The sequence below is a fragment of the Amycolatopsis sp. NBC_00345 genome, from assembly GCF_036116635.1.
GTDB lineage: Bacteria > Actinomycetota > Actinomycetes > Mycobacteriales > Pseudonocardiaceae > Amycolatopsis.
In genome coordinates this window covers 687,437-707,837 of sequence record NZ_CP107995.1, presented here as the reverse complement: position 1 = coordinate 707,837, position 20,401 = coordinate 687,437, and the positions used below count along the sequence as shown (strand labels likewise).

The window sequence follows — 20,401 nt, the reverse complement described above, 5'->3', positions numbered from 1 at the left end:
CAGGTGACACCGATGGCCACGACCTTGACCTCGGCCCGTACCGGCAAGCCGCCGGGACCGGCGCCGGCCCGGCGCGCCCGCCGCAACGGATCCGGCGCGGCGGCGGTGCTGATGGCGCCGTTCTTCGGGCTGCTGGTGGCCGTTTTCCTGATCCCGGTCGGCATCGCCGTGTGGCTGAGCTTCTTCGGCGCGGACCGGCCGGGGCTCGGGATCGGCCCGGAGCGCACGGTCTTCGTCGGCCTGCGCAGTTACGCGGCGGTGCTGACCGACCCGACGTTCCTCGGCAGCGTCGGCACCGTGGCCCTGTACTGCGTCATCTACATCCCGCTGATGGTGGTCTGCGGGCTGGCGCTGGCCCTTCTGCTCGACTCCGGGGCCGTGCGGCTGCGGGCCGTGGCGCAGCTGGGGCTGTTCCTGCCGCACGCGGTGCCCGGCATCATCGCCGGGATCATCTGGCTGTACCTGTACACGCCGGGGATCAGCCCGATCATCGCCCTGTTCGCCAAGGGCGACATCACCCTCGACTTCCTCGGGGTGCACGCCGTGCTGCCCTCGATCGTGAACATCGCCGTGTGGAGCAACCTCGGCTACAACGTGGTGATCTTCTACGCCGCGCTGAAGGCCATCCCGCCCGAGATCATCGAAGCGTCCGTTGTGGACGGTGCCGGCGGGGTCCGCACCGCGGTACAGGTCAAGGCGCCGCTGGTGCGGTCGGCGATCGTGATGGTCGCGATGTTCACCCTCATCGCGGCGCTGCAGCTGTTCACCGAGCCGATGCTGCTCAGCCAGTCGACCCCGATGATCGGCTCCCGGTACACGCCGAGCATGTACATCTTCGACGCGGCCTTCACCCGCAACAACTACGGCCTGGCCGCGGCCGCCTCGGTCATCCTGCTGATCTGCACCATCGCCCTGTCGTACGGCGTCACCCGCTGGACGAACCGCACCGGTGAGGAGACCGCCCGATGAGCACCGGATCCGTGCTGGTGCGCCCGAGGCTGCTCGGCCGCACCGCCGCCACCACCGTGGTCGGCATCGCCGTCCTGTACACCGTGCTGCCGGTGCTCTGGCTGGTGCTCGCCGCGTCGAAGAACCGCGACGCCCTGTTCGGCAGCAACATCCTCGACTTCGGCAACTTCTCCGTCGGGGCCAACCTGCACGCCCTGTTCACCATGGACGACGGGCTGTACGGCCGGTGGTACGCCAACAGCCTGCTCTACGCGGTCGTCGGTGCCGCAGTGAGCGCGCTGATCAGCGTGGCGTGCGGCTACGCCTTCGACAAGTTCCGCTTCCGGCACAAGGAGAAGCTCTTCGGCCTGGTCCTCGCGGCCGTGATGGTGCCGCAGACGGTCCTCGCGCTGCCGCTGTACCTCACGGCGTCCGGCGTCGGCCTGGTGGACACCGTCTGGGCGGTCCTCATTCCCGTGCTCTTCAACCCGTTCGGCGTTTACCTCGGCCGGATCTTCAGCGAGGGGTACGTGCCGAACGACGTGCTGGAGGCGGCCAGGATCGACGGCGCCGGCGAACTCGTGACGTACCTGAGGGTCTCGCTGCGGATGCTCGGCCCCGGCTTCGTCACCGTCTTCCTGTTCCAGCTGACCGCGATCTGGAACAACTTCTTCCTGCCCATGGTGATGTTGTCCGACCAGCACCTCTACCCGCTCAGCCTCGGGCTCTACACCTGGAACAGCCAGGCCCTCGTCTCGCCCGAGTACTACCCCGTCGTCGTCATGGGATCGTTGCTCGCGGTCCTGCCGCTGATCATCGCTTTCGTGATGCTGCAACGGTTCTGGCGCTCCGGCCTGACCGCGGGGGCGGTGAAGTGACCGGCGGGCGCCGTCCCGCGGCCGCGTTCGCGATGGCCCCCGACGCGGCCGCCGCGGTCCTCACCAGCGCCGCCCGGGCCGCGTTCGCCGAGTCCTGTGACGTGGCGCCGGGCCCGGTACTCGACGACTTCACCACGCCGAGAGCCGCGGCCGTGCTGCGGGACACCGAACTGCTGATCACCGGCTGGGGATGCCCGCCGCTGGACGCCGCGGCACTCGCCGCCGCGCCCCGGCTGCGGGCGGTCGTGCACACCGCCGGCTCCATCCGCGGTCACGTGACGCCGGCCTGCTGGGAGCGTGGCATCGAGGTGTCCTCGGCCGCGGCCGCCAACGCGCTGCCGGTCGCCGAGTACACCGTCGCCATGATCCTGCTGACCGGCAAGCAGGTGCTGGAACAGGCCCGCGGCTACCGGGCGGCGCGGTCTCGCCCGGATGGGTTCAGCGGGCCGGACCTGGGCAACTACCGCCGCACTGTGGGGGTGCTGTCCGCGTCGATGATCGGCCGCCGCGTCATCGAACTGCTGCGCCCGTACGATCTGCGCGTCCTGCTGCACGATCCGTACGTCTCCGCGGCGGAGGCGCGCGAGCTGGGCGTCCAGCCGGCCGGGCTGGCCGAGCTGTTCGCGCACAGCGACGTGGTCAGCGTCCACACCCCGCTGCTGCCGGCCACCCGCGGCCTCGTCGACCGCGACCTGATCTTCTCGATGCGCCCCGGCGCGGTCCTGCTCAACACCGCCCGCGGAGCGGTGCTCGACCAGCAGGCCCTCGTCGACGCCGCCACCGCCGGCCGCGTCCGCGCCGTCCTCGACGTCACCGACCCCGAGGTCCTGCCCGCCGACCATCCACTGTGGACCTGCGACAACGTGCTGATCACCCCGCACGTCGCCGGCTCCCAGGGCAACGAACTGGGCCGCCTCGCCGACTTCGCCGCCACCGAAGCGGCCCGCTGGGCGGCGGGCACCGGCTTCGCCCATCCCGTACGACCGGAACGGCTGGACTTCCTGGCTTGAGGACGCCTCGTCAGATTTCAGGACCAGCGTGGAGACTCGAGGAGACTGGTTTTCTCGATCGGCGGCAGGCCGTCATCGAGGCAGCGCAGGCGGGCGTAGATGGCACGCATCGCGGGCTTGTCGGGGACGTGCTGAGTGCCTGCCGCGAGTTCCAGGACGGTCAGCGTGCTCACCAGCCTGATCGACCCGACACCGCGACCGCCGGCTTGAAACCGCTGGAGCCGGCTGATCTCCGCAGTGGCAGTTCGCGCCCCTGGTCCATCGTCGATGAGAACGGTCACGGTCTCACCTGCTTCGGCGGCAACGACCGCGTGAGCGATGACCATGGTCTCGCCAAGGTCTTTGGGGTGCTTCAACCGTTGTTCCATGGATTGCCGGGTGATCCGGTGGACCGCTGCTGCGAGTTCGGGCGTCTGAGCGTCGGAGAGCACCCTCATCCATGCCGGTGTCAGCTTTCGCCAAACCACGGCGGCGGCGCGGAAACGTTCATCCTGCCGGGACTTGCGAAGCACCTCATTTTGCACCGTCTCCGGAGCGCTGAGCGGCCCGAGGACGCCGATGAGGAGACGCTCTTTATTGATGGAGAAGAAGTTCAGGCCAGGTCCAGCGTCGATGATCGGCGGGTGACTCACCCGGCCTCACTCGCATCTGCCGTGGGATCGCCGTCATCATCGTCTGGCGCATTGAGGGCCGCGTCCAAGGCGGCCAAGTCCACCTGCACGGCAGGCAACTCGGCGGAGACAGCCCACGCGATCGCCCGCTGGACGGGCACAACGCCCGCCTCGCGCAGGTCCGCCTCGGCGGCGCCTGGCGTGATGCCGCGCAAGGTGGCGATTGCCTGCGCGGACAGCACCCCTTCTTCGTAGCCCTTGATCGCGCGGGCAAGCAACCGTTGTGGCGCCCTCCGCTGATCGGAGTCGCCCTGCAATGCGCGGTACTGGTCGCTCCATCCGAACCGGGTGGCCAGTTGTGGTGCGGTCAGCGCCATCCACTCGTGCTTGGTGTCGTCATCGATGTATTCGGCCTGATTCAGCACAATGGCCGCAATCTGCGGTGACACCAGGAACCGCTGGACGACCTCGGAGAGCGTGGATTGGGTCACCGGTTCCCGGTTCCCGAGGAACTCACGCAGGCCATCGACCGGCGCGAGCAGGTGCCGGGCGAAGGCATCGGCTCGAATCTCCGCAGGAGTCCGCTCGCTCCAGCTGCCCACGATACCGTCTGTCCAGTCCTGGAACAGCACATGGCCGAGTTCGTGGGCGAGCGTGCTGCGTTGCCGCATCGGGTTCCGGGTGCGCGCGACGCCGATGAACACGGCGTCGCGCGCAGGATCCCGCATGGTCAGGCCGTGCTCATCCGGGCCTGCTTCGAGGATGGCCACGTCGATCCCGGTCGCCTGCTCGATGGCCGCCACAAGGTCGCCCAACGGCTGCACGCCCAGGTGATGCTCGCGGCGGAATCGCGCGGCGGCCGCCCGTCCCTCAGTCTCGGCGTTCAAGGTCGTCCACTCGTATCAGACCGTGGCGGGGATGGCCTGGTCATCCAGGTAATCGTTCAGCTCCATGAAGTGCAGCAGCGATTCCCGCATGCGATCCATATCGGAGTCGCTGGTCGCTCGCGCCGCGTACTGCACCCGGTCGGCCACCGCTCCGGCCTCGGTGAGCTGGGCGACGGTGTGCCCGGTCGCCCACGCGATCGCCACCACCTCCGGCATCTTCGCCGTCCGGTCCCCGGAGATGATCCGCGACAAGGTGGGTTGCGAGATACCGGCTGCGTCCGCAAGGGCACGCTGGCTGAGACCCGCGGCAACACGAGCGCGCTCGATCAGCGGCCCGACACTGGTCGCCATCGTCACTTCCCCCTTCCGGACTGAATCACGATCGATGTGCGTGATTCAGTGTAGCTCGGCCCGGTCCAGAGCGCCAGCACGAGCAGCTCAACTGTCCGAAGAGGAATGAATCCACCCACCGACCGGCAAGCGAATGTCCCGGCCGTTTCGTCGGCTCGGCCCACAATGCCGCCAGGGATGTCCGTCCGGCACCCCGCGCTGACCCGTCGGACTACCCGCTCAGGCAGCGCCGACCGACACCGCGTCGGTGACGAAGACCAGCGTTTCATTGGGCGCGACACCGTTGCCGCCGCCCTTGTAGGCCAGGTCGGGCGGGATGATGAGCAGCCGCCGGCCGCCCTTCTTGATGCCCTCGAGGCCCTGGTCCCAGCCGGGGATGACGTCGCCCGCGCCGAGGGTGAGGGGGAAGGTCTGGCCGCGGTCGAACGAGCTGTCCAGCTTCTGCTTGTTCGACCAGGTCACCAGCAGGTAGTTCATGTTGAGCTGCTGCCCCTTGGCCGCCGCCGGGCCGGTGCCCTCGGACAGGTCCTTGGTGATCAGCTTCTTCGGCGGGTCGCAGCTGTCCGGGATGGTGATGGTCGGCACCTGGCCGAAGTTCCCGGTGGTCTTGATGTCGTCCGCGGTGCACTCGCGCTTGGGGCCGGCCGCGGCGGCGGGCTGGTCACTGCCGCCGCACGCGGTGAGACTGAGTGCCGCGGCCGCGACGGCGACGGCCACGGCGGCGATCTTGCCGATTTTCTGCATGACCGGCACCCTAGCCAAGGCCGTCGAGCGCCGGAACAGCGTCACCGGTCTGGACCACGCCGAGCCGACGGGTCGCGCGCGTCAGGGCCACGTACAGGTCGTTCAGCCCCCGCGGCGAGCCGCCGGTGATCTCGTCCGGGGCGACCAGCAGCACGGAGTCGAACTCCAGGCCCTTCGCCCGCTCCACGGTGAGCACGCTGACACGCTCGTCGTCGGGCGAGACGCCCAGCAGCTCGCGCACCGCCTCGGCCCGGGACGCGGGCGTCAGCACGGCCACGGTGCCACCGTCCACAGCGGACAGCTCGGCCGCGACGAAGCCCGGCAGGTCGGCGGCCAGGTCGGCGGACGGCGCGCACCACGGCCGGAACCCGGTCTCCCGCACCGAGGTCGGCGCCTTCAGGTCCACGTCCAGCTCGGCCAGCACCCGCGCCGCGACGGCCATGATCTCGGCCGGGGTGCGGTAGTTCACCGTCAGCTGCTCCAGCTTCCAGCGGTCAGCGACGTAGGGCGAGAGCACCTCGTCCCACGTCCTCGCGCCGCCCGCGGCCCCGGTCTGCGCGACGTCGCCGACCAGGGTCATCGACCGGTTCGGCGAGCGGCGCATGAGCAGCCGCCAGTCCATCGCGGACAGCTCCTGCGCCTCGTCCACGATCACGTGCCCGAACGTCCACGTCCGGTCCTGCGCGGCGCGCTGGGCGGCGGTCAGCTCGCTGCGCGCCTGCTGCCGCTCGGCGAACAGCTCCGCGTCCAGCACGTCCGACACCCGCAGCAGCTCCTCGTCGACGATCTCGTCGTCCTGCTCCAGGATGTCCAGCACGCCCTCGGCGTACGCGCGCTCCACGCGGTCGCGGCGGCGGCGCTCGGCGCGCTCGTCGGTGTCGTCCTCGCCCAGCAGCTCGGACAGCTCGTCCAGCAGCGGCACGTCGGCCGGGGTCCAGTGCGCCTCGCGGCCGCTCTCCAGGTGCGCGCGGTCCGCTTCGGAAAGCAGCTTTCCGGCGGCCGAGCGGAGGCGTTCGCGCTCGGCGAACAGGTCGTCGAGCAGGCCTTCCGGGGTGAGTCTCGGCCACAGCGAGTCCACCGCGGCGGCGATGCCCTTGTCCGCCGCCAGCTCGGCGCGGATGTCCTGGACGTCCTGCGCGTCGAGCAGGTCCTCCCCCAGCTTGCGGGCGGCCTGGCGGGTCAGCGCGTCGAGCACGTCGGAGACGAACAGGCGCCGCGCCAGGTTGTGCGGACGGCGCGAACGGCGGGCGCGGGTGCGCGCCTCGGCGCAGGTCTTGCGGTCCAGCTTGAGCAGGTCGCGCTCGTACTCGATCTCCAGCACCGGCTCGGGCACCCGCTGGCGGTCGCGGACGGCGTTGGCGAGCACGTCCGCCATCACCAGCCGCCCCTTCACTTCGGCGGCTTCGCGGGACTCGGCGCCGTCGGCGTCCAGGCCCGGGTAGAGCTGCCCGACGGTGGCGAGCAGCACGCCGGTCTCGCCCAGCGACGGCAGCACCTGCCCGATGTAGCGCAGGAACGTGCTGTTCGGCCCGACCACCAGCACGCCGCGGGTGGTGAGCTGCTGGCGGTGCGTGTAGAGCAGGTAAGCGGCCCGGTGCAGCGCCACGGCGGTCTTGCCGGTGCCGGGCCCGCCCTGCACCACCATCACCCCGCCCAGCGGCGCCCGGATGATCCGGTCCTGCTCGGACTGGATGGTCGCGACGATGTCGCTCATCTCGCCCGTGCGGCGGCGCTCCAGCGCGGCCAGCAGCGCGGCCTCGCCGGCCAGCCCGAGGTCCTGGCCCTGGTCGGCGGCGGAGAGGTCGAGCACCTCGTCGTCGAAGCCGGTGACCTTGCGCGTCAGCGACCGCAGGTGACGGCGCCGGCGCACGCCGTCGGGCGACGCGGCGGTGGCGAGGTAGAACGGCCGCGCGACCGGCGCCCGCCAGTCGACCAGCAGCGGCCGGTACTCGTCGTCCTCGTCGAACAGCCCGAGCCGCCCGATGTAGGTGGTCTCCTCGGCCTGCTCGGGCAGGAAGTCGAGCCGGCCGAAGCACAGCCCCTGCTCGACGGAGCCCAGCTGGGCCAGGCGGTCGGTGTAGAGCGTGGTCGCGACGTCGCGCTCCGTGCGCGCCTGCGGGGTGCCGCCGGCCTGCTTCAGCGTGACGTCGAGCCGCCGCTGGGCCTCGACCCGTTCGGAGTCGAGCTTCACGTACAAGGTGGTCACGTACGCCTGCTCACGCGCCAGCTCGGCGGCGTGCTCGGGCGTGCCGTCCACGAGGGTGCCGTCTGTTTCCCGGTCCGGGGACACGGACAAGAGCAGCCTGCTTTCAACGTCGGGGCAAGGATGAGCCTTCCGAAGACCAACGCACCCGGTGCGCCCCGGGATTCCCGGTTCGCACAACTGTGCCCATTCACAAAGGTGCCGCCGAGGCCAAGTGACCTCGACGGCACCGCGGGATACGGGGGAACAGTCTAGAACGGCAGGCCCAGGGTCGGCAGCCCGATCGCCGAATCGACGGCCAGCGCGACGAACACGATCATCAGGTAGGTGTTCGAGCGGTGGAACAGCGACATCGGCTTGGTCTCCTCGCCGCGGCGGACCGCGGCCTGGAGGCTGTGCGCGTAGAACAGGAACCAGCCGCCGGCCAGCACCGCGAAGCTGGCGTACAGCCAGCTCGTCACCGGCAGCAGCAGCAGCGTCCAGGCGACCATCACCCACGAGTAGATGACGATCTGGCGGGCCACGTGCTGCGCGCTGGCGACCACCGGCAGCATGGGCACGCCCGCGCGCTCGTAGTCGTCGCGGTACTTCATGCCCAGTGCCCAGGTGTGCGGCGGGGTCCAGAAGAAGATGACGCCGAACATCACGAACGCGGGCCACTGCACGGTGCCGGAGACCGCGGCCCAGCCGATCACCACCGGCATGCAGCCGGCCGCCCCGCCCCACACGACGTTCTGCGAAGTCCGCCGCTTGAGGCCGAGGGTGTAGACGAAGATGTAGAAGAGGATCGTCGCGATCGCGAGGATCGCCGAAAGCAAGTTCACCGTGAAGTACAGGACGACGGCGGACGCGACGCCGAGCACCAGGCCGAAGATCAGCGCGCTGCGCCGCGGCACCGAGTCCTTGACCAGCGGGCGCCGCTTGGTCCGGTTCATCACCTTGTCGATGTCGGCGTCGATCACGCAGTTGAGCGCGTTCGCGCTGCCCGCGGCCATCGTGCCGCCGACGAGCGTGGCGAGCACCAGCCACGGCGACGGGATCTCGCGCCCGGCCAGGAACATCGCCGGAATAGTGGTGACGAGGAGCAGCTCGATCACGCGCGGCTTGGAGAGCGCCGCGTAAGCGCCGACCACCTGGCGGACGCTTCGCCGGGCACCGTGCGGTCGTTCACCGGTCGGGTGTACGGCGCTGGTGTCTTCACTGCGTCCGTGCGCAGCGTTCACCAACGACATTTCACTCCCTGTGTCAGTTCGGGGCCGGGCGGCGGCCCGGAAGACCGCGGTGACACTGGTGAATCTCCCGGACCAGGCCCGCGCTCGATGTTAGACGCGGGGAATCCGGTCGGTGATCGCGGGGCCTCTCTCGCGCCGGGTCTGTCTCTTCCGTCACGCGGGCCCGCGTGACGGACTGGGTGATACCGCCCTGAAGGCCACCTTGAGGGCGTACAAGTCCCTCATGGTGGCCTTCAGGGACCTATATGCCCTCAAGGACCCCTTCAGGGCGTGTCCACTTCGTACGGTCGGTGACCAGCACCGGGGCGTGCACCGCGGCCGTCACCCGGACAGAAGTCACACCCGCGTCTGTCGCGACTGCCTGCGAACACCCCAAGCACTAGGCTGACCGCGACGGGCCGAGTGGTGCGCCTGCGCGCTGCCGCCAGCAGGAATATCGTCCCTTCGGGATCGATTGAGATTACTGGCAGTGCGCACCGGCTACACCATGAAGGAAAGCAAGCCACAACCTCAGGACGGGGAGTTCGAGTTCAGTGTCCGAAACCGCTTCTACCAGCGAGAACAACCCTTTGCTCCGGCGCGCCGTGCCCGCCGACTGGACCGAGACCGACACCCGTGCCGTCGACACCGTCCGGGTGCTGGCCGCCGACGCCGTGGAGAACTGCGGCAGCGGGCACCCCGGCACCGCGATGAGCCTGGCGCCGCTCGCCTACACGCTGTTCCAGCGGACCATGCGGCTCGACCCGGCCGACCCGGAGTGGCCGGCGCGCGACCGGTTCGTCCTGTCCGCCGGGCACTCGAGCCTCACCCTCTACATCCAGCTGTACCTCGCCGGCTTCGGCCTCGAACTCGATGACCTCAAGCAGCTGCGCAAGTGGGGCTCGCTGACCCCGGGCCACCCGGAGTACCACCACACCAAGGGTGTCGAGACCACCACCGGCCCGCTCGGCCAGGGCCTGGCCAACGCCGTGGGCATGGCGATGGCCGCCCGCCGCGAGCGCGGCCTGCTGGACCCGGACGCCGCTCCCGGCGAGAGCGTTTTCGACCACTACATCTACGCGATCGCCTCCGACGGCGACATCGAAGAGGGCGTCACCGCCGAGGCTTCGTCCATCGCCGGGCGCCAGGAGCTGGGCAACCTGATCGTCTTCTGGGACGACAACAAGATCTCCATCGAGGACGACACGAACATCGCCCTCTCGGAGGACACCGTCGCCCGGTACGAGGCCTACGGCTGGCACACCCAGTTCGTCGAGGGCGGCGAGAACGTCGTCGCGCTCGAAGAGGCCATCAAGAACGCGAAGGCCGAAACCGGCCGTCCGTCGTTCATCGCGGTGCGGACCGTGATCGGCTACCCGGCCCCGAAGAAGATGGGCACCGGCAAGGCGCACGGCGCCGCGCTGGGCGCCGAAGAGGTCGCCGCCGTCAAGGAGATCCTCGGCTTCGACCCGGCGCGGAGCTTCCAGGTCGACGACGAGGTCATCACCCACACCCGCAAGGCGCTCGACCGCGGCAAGGCCGCCCGCGCCGAGTGGCAGGAGCAGTTCGAGGCGTGGGCCGCGGCCAACCCGGAGCGCAAGAAGCTGGCCGACCGGATGTCGACCCGCACGCTGCCCGAGGGCTTCGCCGACAACCTGCCGAAGTGGGCGCCGGACGCCAAGGGCGTCGCCACCCGCAAGGCCTCCGGCGAGGTGCTGAACGCGCTGGCCGAGCCGCTGCCCGAGCTGTGGGGCGGTTCCGCGGACCTCGCGGAGAGCAACAACACCACCATGAAGGGCGCCGACTCGTTCGGCCCGGAGAAGGCCGCCACGGACATGTGGCAGACCAGCCCGTACGGCCGGACGCTGCACTTCGGCATCCGCGAGCACGCCATGGGCTCGATCCTGAACGGCATCGCGCTGCACGGCGGGACCCGCCCGTACGGCGCGACGTTCCTGATCTTCTCCGACTACATGCGCCCGCCGGTGCGGCTCGCCGCGCTGATGAAGGCGCCGGTCACCTACGTGTGGACGCACGACTCCATCGGCCTGGGCGAGGACGGCCCCACGCACCAGCCGATCGAGCAGCTGTCCGCGCTGCGCGCGATCCCCGGCCTCAACGTCGTCCGCCCGGCGGACGCCAACGAGACCGCGTACGCGTGGAAGGCCGTCCTGGAGGACGTCCACCACCCGTCGGGCCTCGCGCTCACCCGCCAGAACGTGCCGGTGCTCGAAGGCACCAGCGCCGAAGGCGTGGCGAAGGGCGGCTACGTGCTCGCCGACTCCGACGGCACCCCGGACGTGGTGCTGATCGGCACCGGTTCCGAGGTCCAGCTCGCGGTCGCGGCGAAGCAGGCCCTGGAGGCCGACGGCGTCAAGGCGCGGGTCGTGTCGATGCCGTGCGTCGAGTGGTTCGACGCGCAGGACCAGTCCTACCGGGACTCCGTCATCCCGCCGTCGGTGAAGGCGCGCGTGTCCGTCGAGGCGGGCATCGCCCAGTCGTGGCACCGCTTCACCGGTGACGCCGGGGTGAACGTTTCGATCGAGCACTTCGGTGCGTCGGCCGATGCCACCACACTGTTCCGTGAGTTCGGCTTCACCGCGGAGGCAGTCACCGACGCCGCCCGTCGCTCGATCGCCAACACCCAGAACTGAAGGGATCACCATGAGCACCACTGATCGGCTCGCGCAGCTTTCCGAGGCCGGGGTCTCGATCTGGCTGGACGACCTGTCACGCGAGCGGCTGAACACGGGCAACCTCGCCGGGCTCGTCCGCGACAAGCACGTCGTCGGCGTCACCACCAACCCGACGATCTTCGCGAACGCGCTGTCGAAGGGCGAAGCCTACGACGCGCAGGTGAAGGAGCTGGCCGACCGCGGCGCGGACCTCGACGGGACCGTGCGCGAGCTGACCACCACCGACGTGCGCAACGCCGCGGACCTGTTCCGCGACGTCTACAACGCCAGCGGCGGCGTCGACGGCCGCGTGTCCATCGAGGTGGACCCGCGCCTGGCGAAGGACACCGCGAAGACGGTGGCCGAGGCCAAGGACCTGTGGAAGACGGTCGACCGGCCGAACGTGCTGATCAAGATCCCGGCCACCGAGGAGGGCCTGCCGGCCATCACCGCGGTGCTGGCCGAGGGCATCAGCGTCAACGTCACGCTGATCTTCTCGGTGGAGCGCTACGAAGACGTCATCAAGGCGTTCTTCGCGGGTCTGGAGCAGGCGAAGGCCAACGGCCACGACCTCAAGGGCATCCACTCGGTCGCGTCGTTCTTCGTGTCCCGTGTGGACAGTGAGGTCGACAAGCGGCTGAACGCGATCGGCACCGACGAGGCCAAGGCGCTGCTCGGCGAGGCGGCCATCGCCAACGCCCGGCTCGCGTACGCGGCCTTCGAGAAGCTGCTGGACACCGACCGCTGGAAGGCGCTGGCCGCCGACGGCGCGCACGCGCAGCGGCCGCTGTGGGCCTCCACCGGCGTCAAGGACCCGGCCTACTCCGACACCCGGTACGTGGACCAGCTGGTCGTCAAGGACACCGTGAACACGATGCCCGAGAAGACCCTCGACGCCGCCGCCGACCACGCCGAAGTCACCGGTGACCAGGTCACCGGCCGCGGCGCCGAGGCGCAGGCCGTGTTCGACAAGCTGAGCGGCGTGGGCATCGACATCGCCGACGTGTTCGTCACCCTCGAGAACGAGGGCGTGGAGAAGTTCGAGAAGTCCTGGCAGGAACTGCTCGACACCGTCACCGGCCAGCTCGAAAACGCGAAGGGCTGAGCCAGAACCATGACAGGGGATGAAACCGGCGTCGAGATCGTCGACGCCGAACTGGCAGGCAAGGCGGCGCCCCTGGTCGAGCGGCTGGTCGCCGACCAGGCGGCCACCAAGCTCGCCGCGAACGACGCCACGCTGTGGGGCCCGGACGCCGAGTCCGAGGCGTCGATCCGGCTGTCCTGGACGTCGCTGCACAAGTCGTCCCGGCCGCTGATCGGCGAGATCGAGGCGCTGCGCACGGAGCTGCGGAGCGAAGGCGTCGACCGGGTGGTGCTCGCCGGCATGGGCGGCTCCTCGCTCGCGCCGGAGGTCATCGCCGGCACGTCCGAGGTCGCGCTGACCGTGCTCGACACGACCGACCCGGGCCAGGTGGCCGACGCGCTCGCGGGCGACCTCGAGCGCACGGTGCTCGTGGTGTCGTCCAAGTCCGGCGGCACCATGGAGACCGACAGCCACCGGCGGATCTTCGCGAAGGCGTTCGCCGACGCGGGCATCGACGCCGGGCGGCGGATCGTGGTCGTCACCGACCCGGGCTCGCCGTTCTCCGAGCTGGCCGAGAAGGAGGGCTACCGCAAGACCTTCCTGGCCGACCCGCACGTCGGCGGCCGCTACTCGGCGCTGACCGCGTTCGGGCTGGTGCCCGCCGGGCTGGCCGGCGCGGACGTCGCGCGACTGCTCGACCAGGCCGCCGCGGTGGCCGGGATCCTCGGCTCCGACTCGGCGGACAACCCGGCGATCAAGCTGGCCGCCGCCTGGGCCGCCGCCCACGAGGACGGCGCGGAGAAGGTCGTCCTGGCCGACACCGGCTCCGGCATCAAGGGCTTCCCCGACTGGGCGGAGCAGCTGATCGCCGAGTCCACCGGCAAGCTCGGCACCGGCCTGCTGCCGGTCGCCGTCGAAGGCCCGGACGCGCCCGGCTTCGCCGACGCGAAGTCCGACGCCACCCCGGTCGCCATCGGCGCGCCGGAGGGCGCGGCGAAGATCGCCGTCACCGGCCCGCTCGGCGCGCAGTTCCTGCTGTGGGAGTTCGCGACCGCGCTCGCCGGACGGCTGCTCGGGATCAACCCGTTCGACCAGCCCGACGTCGAGGCCGCCAAGAAGGCCACGCGCGCGTTGCTGGACGACCCGGAGAAGCTGAAGGGCGGCGAGACTGCGTCCAATGTGGACGGTGCCGTCGAGATCTTCGGCAGTGAAGGCGTTGCCACCGAAGGAAAGCTGGCGGACGTGCTGCGCGCGTTCTTCGGCTCGGCCCCGGAGCACGGCTACGTCGCGGTGCAGGCCTACCTCGACCGCCTCGACGACGCGTCCACGGCCCTGCTGCGCGGCGAGATCGCCAAGCGCACCGGCCTGCAGACCACGTTCGGCTGGGGCCCGCGGTTCCTGCACTCCACCGGGCAGTACCACAAGGGCGGCCACCAGAACGGCAACTTCCTCCAGGTCACCGGCGCCGTCGCCGAGGACATCGAGGTGCCGGACCGCCCGTACACCCTCGGCCAGCTGCAGCACGCGCAGGCGCTGGGCGACGGCCAGGTGCTCGCCGAGCACGGCCGCCCGGTGCTGCGGCTGCACCTGACCGACCGCGCGGCCGGGCTGGCCGAGCTGGTCCGCGCAGTACAGGAGGTCGGAGAATGACCGCGTCCTCGGAGTGGCAGAACCCGCTGCGCGATGCGCGGGACAAGCGGCTCCCGCGCATCGCCGGCCCGTCCAGCCTGGTGATCTTCGGGGTCACCGGCGACCTGGCCCGCAAGAAGCTGATGCCCGCCATCTACGACCTGGCCAACCGCGGGCTGCTGCCCGCGGGCTTCTCGCTGGTCGGGTTCGCCCGCCGGGACTGGGAGCACCAGGACTTCGGCGAGCTGGTGCACGACTCGGTGAAGGAGCACGCGCGGACGCCGTTCAAGGAGTCGGTCTGGAACCGGCTCGCCGAGGGCATCCGGTTCGTGCAGGGCACCTTCGACGACGACGACGCCTTCGACCGCCTCGCCCAGACCGTCAAGGACCTGGACATCGAGCGCGGCACCGGCGGCAACACGGCGTTCTACCTGTCGATCCCGCCCGGTGCGTTCCCGGTGGTGACCAAGCAGCTGGCCCGCTCCGGGCTGGCGAACGCCGACGAGAACACCTGGCGCCGCGTCGTCATCGAGAAGCCGTTCGGCCACGACCTGAAGAGTGCCGAAGAGCTGAACGCGATCGTCAACGACGTCTTCCCCGAGGAGTCGGTGTTCCGCATCGACCACTACCTCGGCAAGGAGACGGTGCAGAACATCCTGGCTCTGCGCTTCGCGAACCAGCTGTTCGAGCCGATCTGGAACGCCAACTACATCGACCACGTGCAGATCACCATGGCCGAGGACATCGGCCTCGGCGGCCGCGCGGGGTACTACGACGGGATCGGCGCCGCGCGCGACGTCATCCAGAACCACCTGCTGCAGCTGCTCGCCTTCACCGCGATGGACGAGCCGCTGTCGTTCGAGCCGAAGGCGCTGCGCGCGGAGAAGGCGAAGGTGCTGGCGGCGACCAAGCCGCTGGAGCCGTTCGACGAGACCACCGCGCGCGGGCAGTACGCCGGCGGCTGGCAGGGCGGCACGAAGGTGCCGGGCCTGTTGCAGGAGGCCGGGTTCGCGAAGGACTCCAAGACCGAGACCTACGCCGCGGTGACGCTGGAGGTGCAGAACCGCCGCTGGGCGGGCGTGCCGTTCTACCTGCGCACCGGCAAACGGCTCGGCCGCCGCGTCACCGAGATCGCGGTGGTCTACAAGCGCGCCCCGCACCTGCCGTTCGACTCGACGTCGACCGAGGAGCTGGGCCAGAACGCGCTGGTCATCCGCGTGCAGCCGGACGAGGGCATCACGCTGCGGTTCGGTTCGAAGGTGCCGGGGACCACGATGGAGGTCCGCGACGTCACGATGGACTTCGGTTACGGGCACGCCTTCACCGAGTCCTCCCCCGAGGCGTACGAGCGGCTGATCCTCGACGTGCTGCTGGGTGAGCCTTCGCTGTTCCCGGTGAACGAAGAGGTCGAGCTGTCCTGGGAGATCCTGGACCCGATCCTCGACAGCTGGGCCAAGAAGGGCTCGCCGGAGCAGTACCCGCCGGGGACCTGGGGTCCCAAGAGCGCGGACGAGATGCTGGAGCGTACCGGCCGGAACTGGAGGCGTCCGTGAGCAACAATCGCGAAGCCGATCGCGGACGCCGACTGGGTGCGGGTATCCCGCAAAAACACTGGAGGCGTCCGTGATCATCGACCTGCCATCCACCACCACTTCGGCACTGAACAAGAAGCTGGTGGAGATCCGCGAGCAGGGCGGCCAGGTCGCGCTCGGCCGGGTGCTGACCCTGGTGATAGTCGCCGACGACGACGCCAAGCTCGAGGAAGCCATCGAGGCGGCCAACGACGCGAGCCGGGAGCACCCGTCGCGGGTGATCGTGGTCGCCAAGGGCGCCCGCACCGCGGCGCCCCGCATCGACGGCCAGATCCGCGTGGGCGGCGACGCCGGCGCGAGCGAGGTCATCGTGCTGCGGCTCTACGGGCCGCTGGCCACGCAGGGCCAGAGCGCGGTGGTGCCGTTGCTGCTGCCGGACGCGCCGATCGTCACCTGGTGGCCGGGCGCCGGCCCGAAGTCGCCGGCGGAGGACCCGCTGGGCGACCTCGCGCAGCGGCGCATCACGGACTCGGCCTCGGAGAAGAACCCGATCCGGGCGCTCACCACGCGGGCCAAGTCCTATGTGGAGGGTGACACCGACCTGGCGTGGACCCGGCTGACGCGCTGGCGCGCCCAGCTCGTGTCGGCGCTGGACCTGCCGCCGTACGAGAAGGTCACCGGCGCGACCGTGACCGGCGAGGCGGACTCGCCGTCCACCGAGCTGCTGGCGGGCTGGCTCGCCGAGTACCTCAAGGTGCCGGTGAAGCGGATCAAGAGCTCCAGCGCGCAGGGCATCATCTCGGTGACGCTGGAGCGGCGGTCGGGCTCGGTGGAGCTGACGCGGCCGGACGGCCGGGTCGGCACGCTGACCCAGCCGGGCCAGCCCACGCGGCGGATCTCGCTGCAGCGGCGCACCACCGAGGACTGCCTGATCGAGGAGCTGCGGCGGCTCGACCCGGACGAGGTCTACGAGGCGTCGCTGCACGGCCTGCACAAGATCGTCACGGGCACCGCGACGGCGAAGGCGGCTCCGGCGTCGGCTTCGGCTTCGGCTGAGAAGAAGGCCCCGGCCAAGACGACGGCAGCCGCCAAGAAAGCCCCGGCCAAGACGAAGACGGCGGAAAAGAGCAGTTCATGAGCCGCACCGAGGTCGTCGTCTACCCGACCGCCGACCTGCTGGCCGCCGCGGCGGCGGCCAGGCTGGTCACGCGGATCGTGGACATCCAGGCGGCCAAGGGCTCGGCGTCGGTCGGGCTGACCGGCGGCGGCACCGGCATCGCGGTGCTCGAAGAGCTGCGCAACTCCAGTGCCCGCGACGCCATCGACTGGTCGCGCCTCGACATCTACTGGGGCGACGAGCGGTTCGTGCCCGCGGATTCGGACGAGCGGAACGAGAAGCAGGCCCGTGAGGCCCTACTCGACCACGTGCCGCTCGACCCGAAGCGCGTGTACGCGATGGCACCGTCGGACGGCGAGTTCGGCGACGACGTGGACGCGGCGGCCTCGGCGTACGCGGAGGTGCTGGCCGCCAACGCCGGCACCGACGGGACGGACGACGGCAGCGGCGTCCCGGCGTTCGACATCATGATGCTGGGCCTCGGCGGCGAAGGGCACACCGCTTCGGTGTTCCCGGACTCGCCGGCGGTCCACGAGACCGGGCGCTCGGTGGTGGCGGTGCGCGACTGCCCCAAGCCGCCGCCCACCCGCGTCTCGCTCACGCTGACGGCCATCCGCCGCGCGCGTGAGGTCTGGCTGATGACGGCGGGCGAGGCCAAGGCCGAGGCCGTTTCGCTGGCGCTCTCGGGCGCCGACGAGGTGCAGGTGCCGGTCTCCGGCGCCCGCGGCTACCGGCGGACCCTGTGGCTCCTGGACCGCACCGCGGCCGGGAAGCTGACGAAGGTCTACCAGACGCCGACGGCGTAGTTCGCCAGCATCGAAGGCCACCTCGGGTTCGCCGGGGTGGCCTTCGGTGTGTCCGGGGCCGGTTCCGGGCCGGTTTCAGCCGACGATGTCGATGTCGAACTCCTCGGCGGAGCTGTACTCGAGGTCCGCCCAGACCGCGCCCGGCAGCTCGTAACGGCGGTGGGACACGACCTTCGGGTCGAAGCCCGGCTCGCCCACCGGGTTGTGCCCGATGCCGGCCTTGTCGCTGCCCCAGGCGTAGATGTTGCCGAGCCACACCGGGTGGGGCGCGAAGCCGTCGCCGTTCAGGTGCGGGCGGATGACGATCGCCGAGGTATCGCTGCCGGACAGGTACAGCCGGACCGCACTGCTGTCCATGCTGACCGGGATCTTCACGCGTTCCATCAGTTCGGTCACTCTCTGTCGTGAAACGCCCGCGAGGTGGGCATCGGTGTAGGACTCGTCGAGGTCGACGCCGCGGGCTCGGATCCCGGGCACCTGCCCCGTGCTGGAGTACTGGTGCAGGTCGTAGCGCCCGGCCGCGGCGTCGGGGCGGGCGCCGTACCGGGCGATCCAGATGACCAGGCCGGACACACCCCAGGTGTCGGGCCGCAGCTTCTTCGCCAGCGCGTTGTTCATGTACACGCCAGGACGGAAGCCCTGGCCCGCGACGTGGTTGCAGAAGGCCGTGGCGAAGCCGCGCTTCTGGCCGTCCGGGATGTTCGGCAGCTTCGAGCTCGCCGGGTTGTCTTCCAGGTCGAGCATCGGCACGCACCCGGTCGCGCCGAGCCGGCGGACCTCGCCGAGGAACACGTCGGCCTGGGCCTCCGGCCCGGGGTTCGCCTGCACGAAGTGGTAGCCCCCGACCGGGATGCCGACCGACCTGGCGCCGTTGACCTCGTTGTCACCGGGGCCGCCCACGGGCCGCCCGCCCCCGTCGGAGAGCTTGACGTAGGCGTAGGTGACGCCGTGGTTCTTGACTTCCTGCCAGCTGGTGACGGTCTGGAAGCTCCGGTAGATGTCGATGCCGAGCGCCATGCGCCCAGAATGTCGGCCGCGCCCGGACGAGTGAACCGCCAACCGTGGGTCACCGGCGCGCCGAATGGCCCAACGGTCACTGGGCCGAAGAGCGGCTCACCAGTATGTGGGATCACCCGTAAGGTGAACATAGGGTGGTGTGATCGACACGAGGTGACATCAAGGACGCGTGCATCGCCCGTACGTCGTAGTGCCGGAGAGCAGCACACCCCGACCCGGCGACGGGGTGAAACTTACCGTCGTTACACCTCTCTTCGTTAGCATCCGCACATTTGTTCGCAGCCACGCGTCCCGATCGGGTGCCTCGCGCATCTCATTACCAAGTCCACAAGACGAATGGGGTCGCCGCGATGAGCACAGAGGGACTCTCGATTCCAGGCATCTCTATGGGCAGCCCCGGTGCGGGGGCTGCCGACCGGGTCAGGCGGGCGAGCCTGACCGGGGTCCTCGCCGCCCTTCGCCGCCCGACGGTCGCGGTGGTGGGCGTCGAAGCGGCCGCCGTGCTGCTGGCCGTGCTCGACGTCTGGCTGGTGATCCCGCCCAAGGCCCAGCCGTATTCGGTCTACCTCTCGGCCGCCGCGTGCCTGGCCGTCGTGTTCCGCCGCCGGTTCCCGTTCCTCGCCGTGCTCGCCGCCGTGCCGGGCTTCCTCGCCGGGTGGGCGCAGCTGGCGTCGATGATCACGCTCGGCATGCTGGCCACGCGCCGGCAGATCCACTGGCAGACCTGGGTGGGCGCCGGGCTGGTGTTCATCTGCCGGTTCGTGCAGTGGCCGCTCGAGGACTTCGTGCAGCTCAGCTGGCGTGAGCACTTCCTCGACGGGATCTACGGCGTGCTGGTGGCCGGCATGCCCATCGCGATCGGCCTGCTGATCGGGGCCCGCACGGAGATCTCGGCCAAGCTCGCCGAACTGGCCAAGAGCCGCGACCGCGAACGCCGCTTCCACGCCGACGCCGTCCGCGCCGAGGAGCGCGCGCGGCTGGCCCGCGAGATGCACGACGTCGTCTCGCACCAGATCACGCTGATCGCCATGCAGGCCGGCGCGCTGCAGGCCCAGGCCGGCAACGAGGGCCGGACGATGGAGACCGCGCAGGTGATCCGCCAGCTGTCGACCAGGACGCTGGAAGAGCTGCGTTCCCTGGTCAGCGTCCTGCGCTCGGGCGCCGAGGACGACGGCCCCCGCCCCGGGATCGGCGAGCTGGACCACCTCATTCGCACCGCCGACATGCCGGTCCACCTGACGGTCGAGCGCCTGCCGGACACCGTGCCCAGCCAGGTCTCGGCCGCGGCGTACCGCACGGTGCAGGAATGCCTGACCAACGTGCACAAGCACGCCCCCGGCGCCACGGCGACCATCCGGATCCAGGGCGGGAGCGGCGCGTTGAACATCGAGGTCCGCAACGAGCGCGCCAGCCGCGCCGGCGAGCACCTCCCCTCAGGCGGCCACGGCCTCACCGGCCTCGCCGAACGCGCCCGCCTCCTCGGCGGCAGCTTCGAAACGGCCGACACCGAAGACGGCGGGTTCCGCGTCCGGGCCAGGTACCCCCTGGAACGCTGACGCACCCCCGGTCCCCCAGCCGAAGGGGCACCGCAAGGAGACCGCAACCCGGCTCCGGCGGTGCCCCTTCGGTATTTCCGGGGCTTGCTCGGCTCTTCCCGCGCCCCCACCGGGTTGCCCCCGGGTCACTGCGGTCGCCTGC

General features: G+C 70.5%; 17 protein-coding genes. 10 read left to right on the top strand and 7 right to left on the bottom strand.

The annotated features are described in order from the left end of the window. Positions 1 to 12 precede the first annotated feature (12 nt). The 3 genes from OG943_RS03335 to OG943_RS03325 are packed head-to-tail and all read left to right on the top strand — an operon-like array spanning position 13 to position 2,836. Positions 13 to 969 (top strand): carbohydrate ABC transporter permease, encoded by a 957-nt coding sequence (locus tag OG943_RS03335; RefSeq protein ID WP_328608172.1) that lies wholly within the window; start codon positions 13 to 15, stop codon positions 967 to 969. Next, entirely contained in the window at positions 966 to 1,826 is an 861-nt protein-coding gene (locus OG943_RS03330) for a carbohydrate ABC transporter permease (protein ID WP_328608171.1), read from the top strand. The genes OG943_RS03335 and OG943_RS03330 overlap by 4 nt, the downstream gene beginning before the upstream one ends. Further along, complete coding sequence (locus OG943_RS03325; RefSeq protein WP_328608170.1) at positions 1,823 to 2,836, top strand: hydroxyacid dehydrogenase; 1,014 nt, start codon at positions 1,823 to 1,825, stop codon at positions 2,834 to 2,836. Before OG943_RS03330 ends, OG943_RS03325 begins: the two co-directional genes overlap by 4 nt. Positions 2,837 to 2,853: 17 nt before the next feature. On the opposite strand, the gene OG943_RS03320 is transcribed toward OG943_RS03325, so the two are convergent. The 6 genes from OG943_RS03320 to OG943_RS03295 all read right to left on the bottom strand — a co-directional run bounded on the left by OG943_RS03320 (position 2,854) and on the right by OG943_RS03295 (position 8,864). Then, entirely contained in the window at positions 2,854 to 3,468 is a 615-nt protein-coding gene (locus tag OG943_RS03320) for a hypothetical protein (protein ID WP_328608169.1), read from the bottom strand. Then, positions 3,465 to 4,334: an ImmA/IrrE family metallo-endopeptidase gene (locus OG943_RS03315; RefSeq protein ID WP_328608168.1), complete on the bottom strand. Its 870-nt coding sequence runs from the start codon at positions 4,332 to 4,334 to the stop codon at positions 3,465 to 3,467. Before OG943_RS03315 ends, OG943_RS03320 begins: the two co-directional genes overlap by 4 nt. 15 nt (positions 4,335 to 4,349) lie before the next feature. Beyond that, positions 4,350 to 4,685, bottom strand: a complete 336-nt coding sequence (locus OG943_RS03310) for a helix-turn-helix domain-containing protein (protein WP_328608167.1) — start codon at positions 4,683 to 4,685, stop codon at positions 4,350 to 4,352. Positions 4,686 to 4,904: 219 nt separating this feature from the next. Next, entirely contained in the window at positions 4,905 to 5,429 is a 525-nt protein-coding gene (locus tag OG943_RS03305; protein WP_328608166.1) for an FKBP-type peptidyl-prolyl cis-trans isomerase, read from the bottom strand. Between the two features lie 10 nt (positions 5,430 to 5,439). Beyond that, positions 5,440 to 7,725 (bottom strand): HelD family protein, encoded by a 2,286-nt coding sequence (locus OG943_RS03300; protein ID WP_442874685.1) that lies wholly within the window; start codon positions 7,723 to 7,725, stop codon positions 5,440 to 5,442. Positions 7,726 to 7,883: 158 nt separating this feature from the next. After that, the gene (locus OG943_RS03295; RefSeq protein ID WP_328608165.1) at positions 7,884 to 8,864 is read right to left on the bottom strand and encodes a heme o synthase; all 981 of its coding nucleotides are present in this window, start codon (positions 8,862 to 8,864) and stop codon (positions 7,884 to 7,886) included. A gap of 533 nt (positions 8,865 to 9,397) precedes the next feature. On the opposite strand from OG943_RS03295, the gene tkt reads away from it, so the two are divergent. From tkt to pgl, 6 genes are all read left to right on the top strand, one after another. Continuing rightward, positions 9,398 to 11,497: a transketolase gene (tkt, locus tag OG943_RS03290; RefSeq protein ID WP_328608164.1), complete on the top strand. Its 2,100-nt coding sequence runs from the start codon at positions 9,398 to 9,400 to the stop codon at positions 11,495 to 11,497. A 10-nt stretch (positions 11,498 to 11,507) separates the two neighbouring features. After that, the gene (gene tal / locus OG943_RS03285; protein ID WP_328608163.1) at positions 11,508 to 12,623 is read left to right on the top strand and encodes a transaldolase; all 1,116 of its coding nucleotides are present in this window, start codon (positions 11,508 to 11,510) and stop codon (positions 12,621 to 12,623) included. Positions 12,624 to 12,632: 9 nt separating this feature from the next. Next, positions 12,633 to 14,252, top strand: coding sequence for a glucose-6-phosphate isomerase (locus OG943_RS03280; RefSeq protein WP_328608162.1), 1,620 nt, complete (start codon positions 12,633 to 12,635; stop codon positions 14,250 to 14,252). Next, positions 14,249 to 15,784, top strand: a complete 1,536-nt coding sequence (gene zwf / locus OG943_RS03275) for a glucose-6-phosphate dehydrogenase (RefSeq protein ID WP_328608161.1) — start codon at positions 14,249 to 14,251, stop codon at positions 15,782 to 15,784. Before OG943_RS03280 ends, zwf begins: the two co-directional genes overlap by 4 nt. A 70-nt stretch (positions 15,785 to 15,854) precedes the next feature. Further along, complete coding sequence (gene opcA, locus OG943_RS03270) at positions 15,855 to 16,901, top strand: glucose-6-phosphate dehydrogenase assembly protein OpcA (RefSeq protein ID WP_328608160.1); 1,047 nt, start codon at positions 15,855 to 15,857, stop codon at positions 16,899 to 16,901. Beyond that, positions 16,898 to 17,686, top strand: a complete 789-nt coding sequence (gene pgl, locus OG943_RS03265) for a 6-phosphogluconolactonase (protein WP_328608159.1) — start codon at positions 16,898 to 16,900, stop codon at positions 17,684 to 17,686. Before opcA ends, pgl begins: the two co-directional genes overlap by 4 nt. Positions 17,687 to 17,761: 75 nt before the next feature. On the opposite strand, the gene OG943_RS03260 is transcribed toward pgl, so the two are convergent. After that, positions 17,762 to 18,703: a glycoside hydrolase family 25 protein gene (locus OG943_RS03260; protein WP_328608158.1), complete on the bottom strand. Its 942-nt coding sequence runs from the start codon at positions 18,701 to 18,703 to the stop codon at positions 17,762 to 17,764. A gap of 350 nt (positions 18,704 to 19,053) precedes the next feature. On the opposite strand from OG943_RS03260, the gene OG943_RS03255 reads away from it, so the two are divergent. Further along, a complete protein-coding gene (locus OG943_RS03255) occupies positions 19,054 to 20,259 on the top strand; it encodes a sensor histidine kinase (RefSeq protein ID WP_442874684.1) in 1,206 nt (401 codons plus the stop codon). Positions 20,260 to 20,401: the final 142 nt, after the last annotated feature.

Excerpts from the sequence above, each read along its gene's own strand:
- OG943_RS03335 (WP_328608172.1), top strand. The coding sequence starts at position 13 with ATGGCCACGACCTTGACCTCGGCCCGTACCGGCAAGCCGCCGGGACCG.
- OG943_RS03330 (WP_328608171.1), top strand. The coding sequence starts at position 966 with ATGAGCACCGGATCCGTGCTGGTGCGCCCGAGGCTGCTCGGCCGCACC.
- OG943_RS03310 (WP_328608167.1), bottom strand. The coding sequence starts at position 4,685 with ATGGCGACCAGTGTCGGGCCGCTGATCGAGCGCGCTCGTGTTGCCGCG.
- OG943_RS03305 (WP_328608166.1), bottom strand. The coding sequence starts at position 5,429 with ATGCAGAAAATCGGCAAGATCGCCGCCGTGGCCGTCGCCGTCGCGGCC.
- OG943_RS03295 (WP_328608165.1), bottom strand. The coding sequence starts at position 8,864 with ATGTCGTTGGTGAACGCTGCGCACGGACGCAGTGAAGACACCAGCGCC.
- tal (WP_328608163.1), top strand. The coding sequence starts at position 11,508 with ATGAGCACCACTGATCGGCTCGCGCAGCTTTCCGAGGCCGGGGTCTCG.
- OG943_RS03280 (WP_328608162.1), top strand. The coding sequence starts at position 12,633 with ATGACAGGGGATGAAACCGGCGTCGAGATCGTCGACGCCGAACTGGCA.
- zwf (WP_328608161.1), top strand. The coding sequence starts at position 14,249 with ATGACCGCGTCCTCGGAGTGGCAGAACCCGCTGCGCGATGCGCGGGAC.
- pgl (WP_328608159.1), top strand. The coding sequence starts at position 16,898 with ATGAGCCGCACCGAGGTCGTCGTCTACCCGACCGCCGACCTGCTGGCC.
- OG943_RS03260 (WP_328608158.1), bottom strand. The coding sequence starts at position 18,703 with ATGGCGCTCGGCATCGACATCTACCGGAGCTTCCAGACCGTCACCAGC.
- OG943_RS03255 (WP_442874684.1), top strand. The coding sequence starts at position 19,054 with ATGAGCACAGAGGGACTCTCGATTCCAGGCATCTCTATGGGCAGCCCC.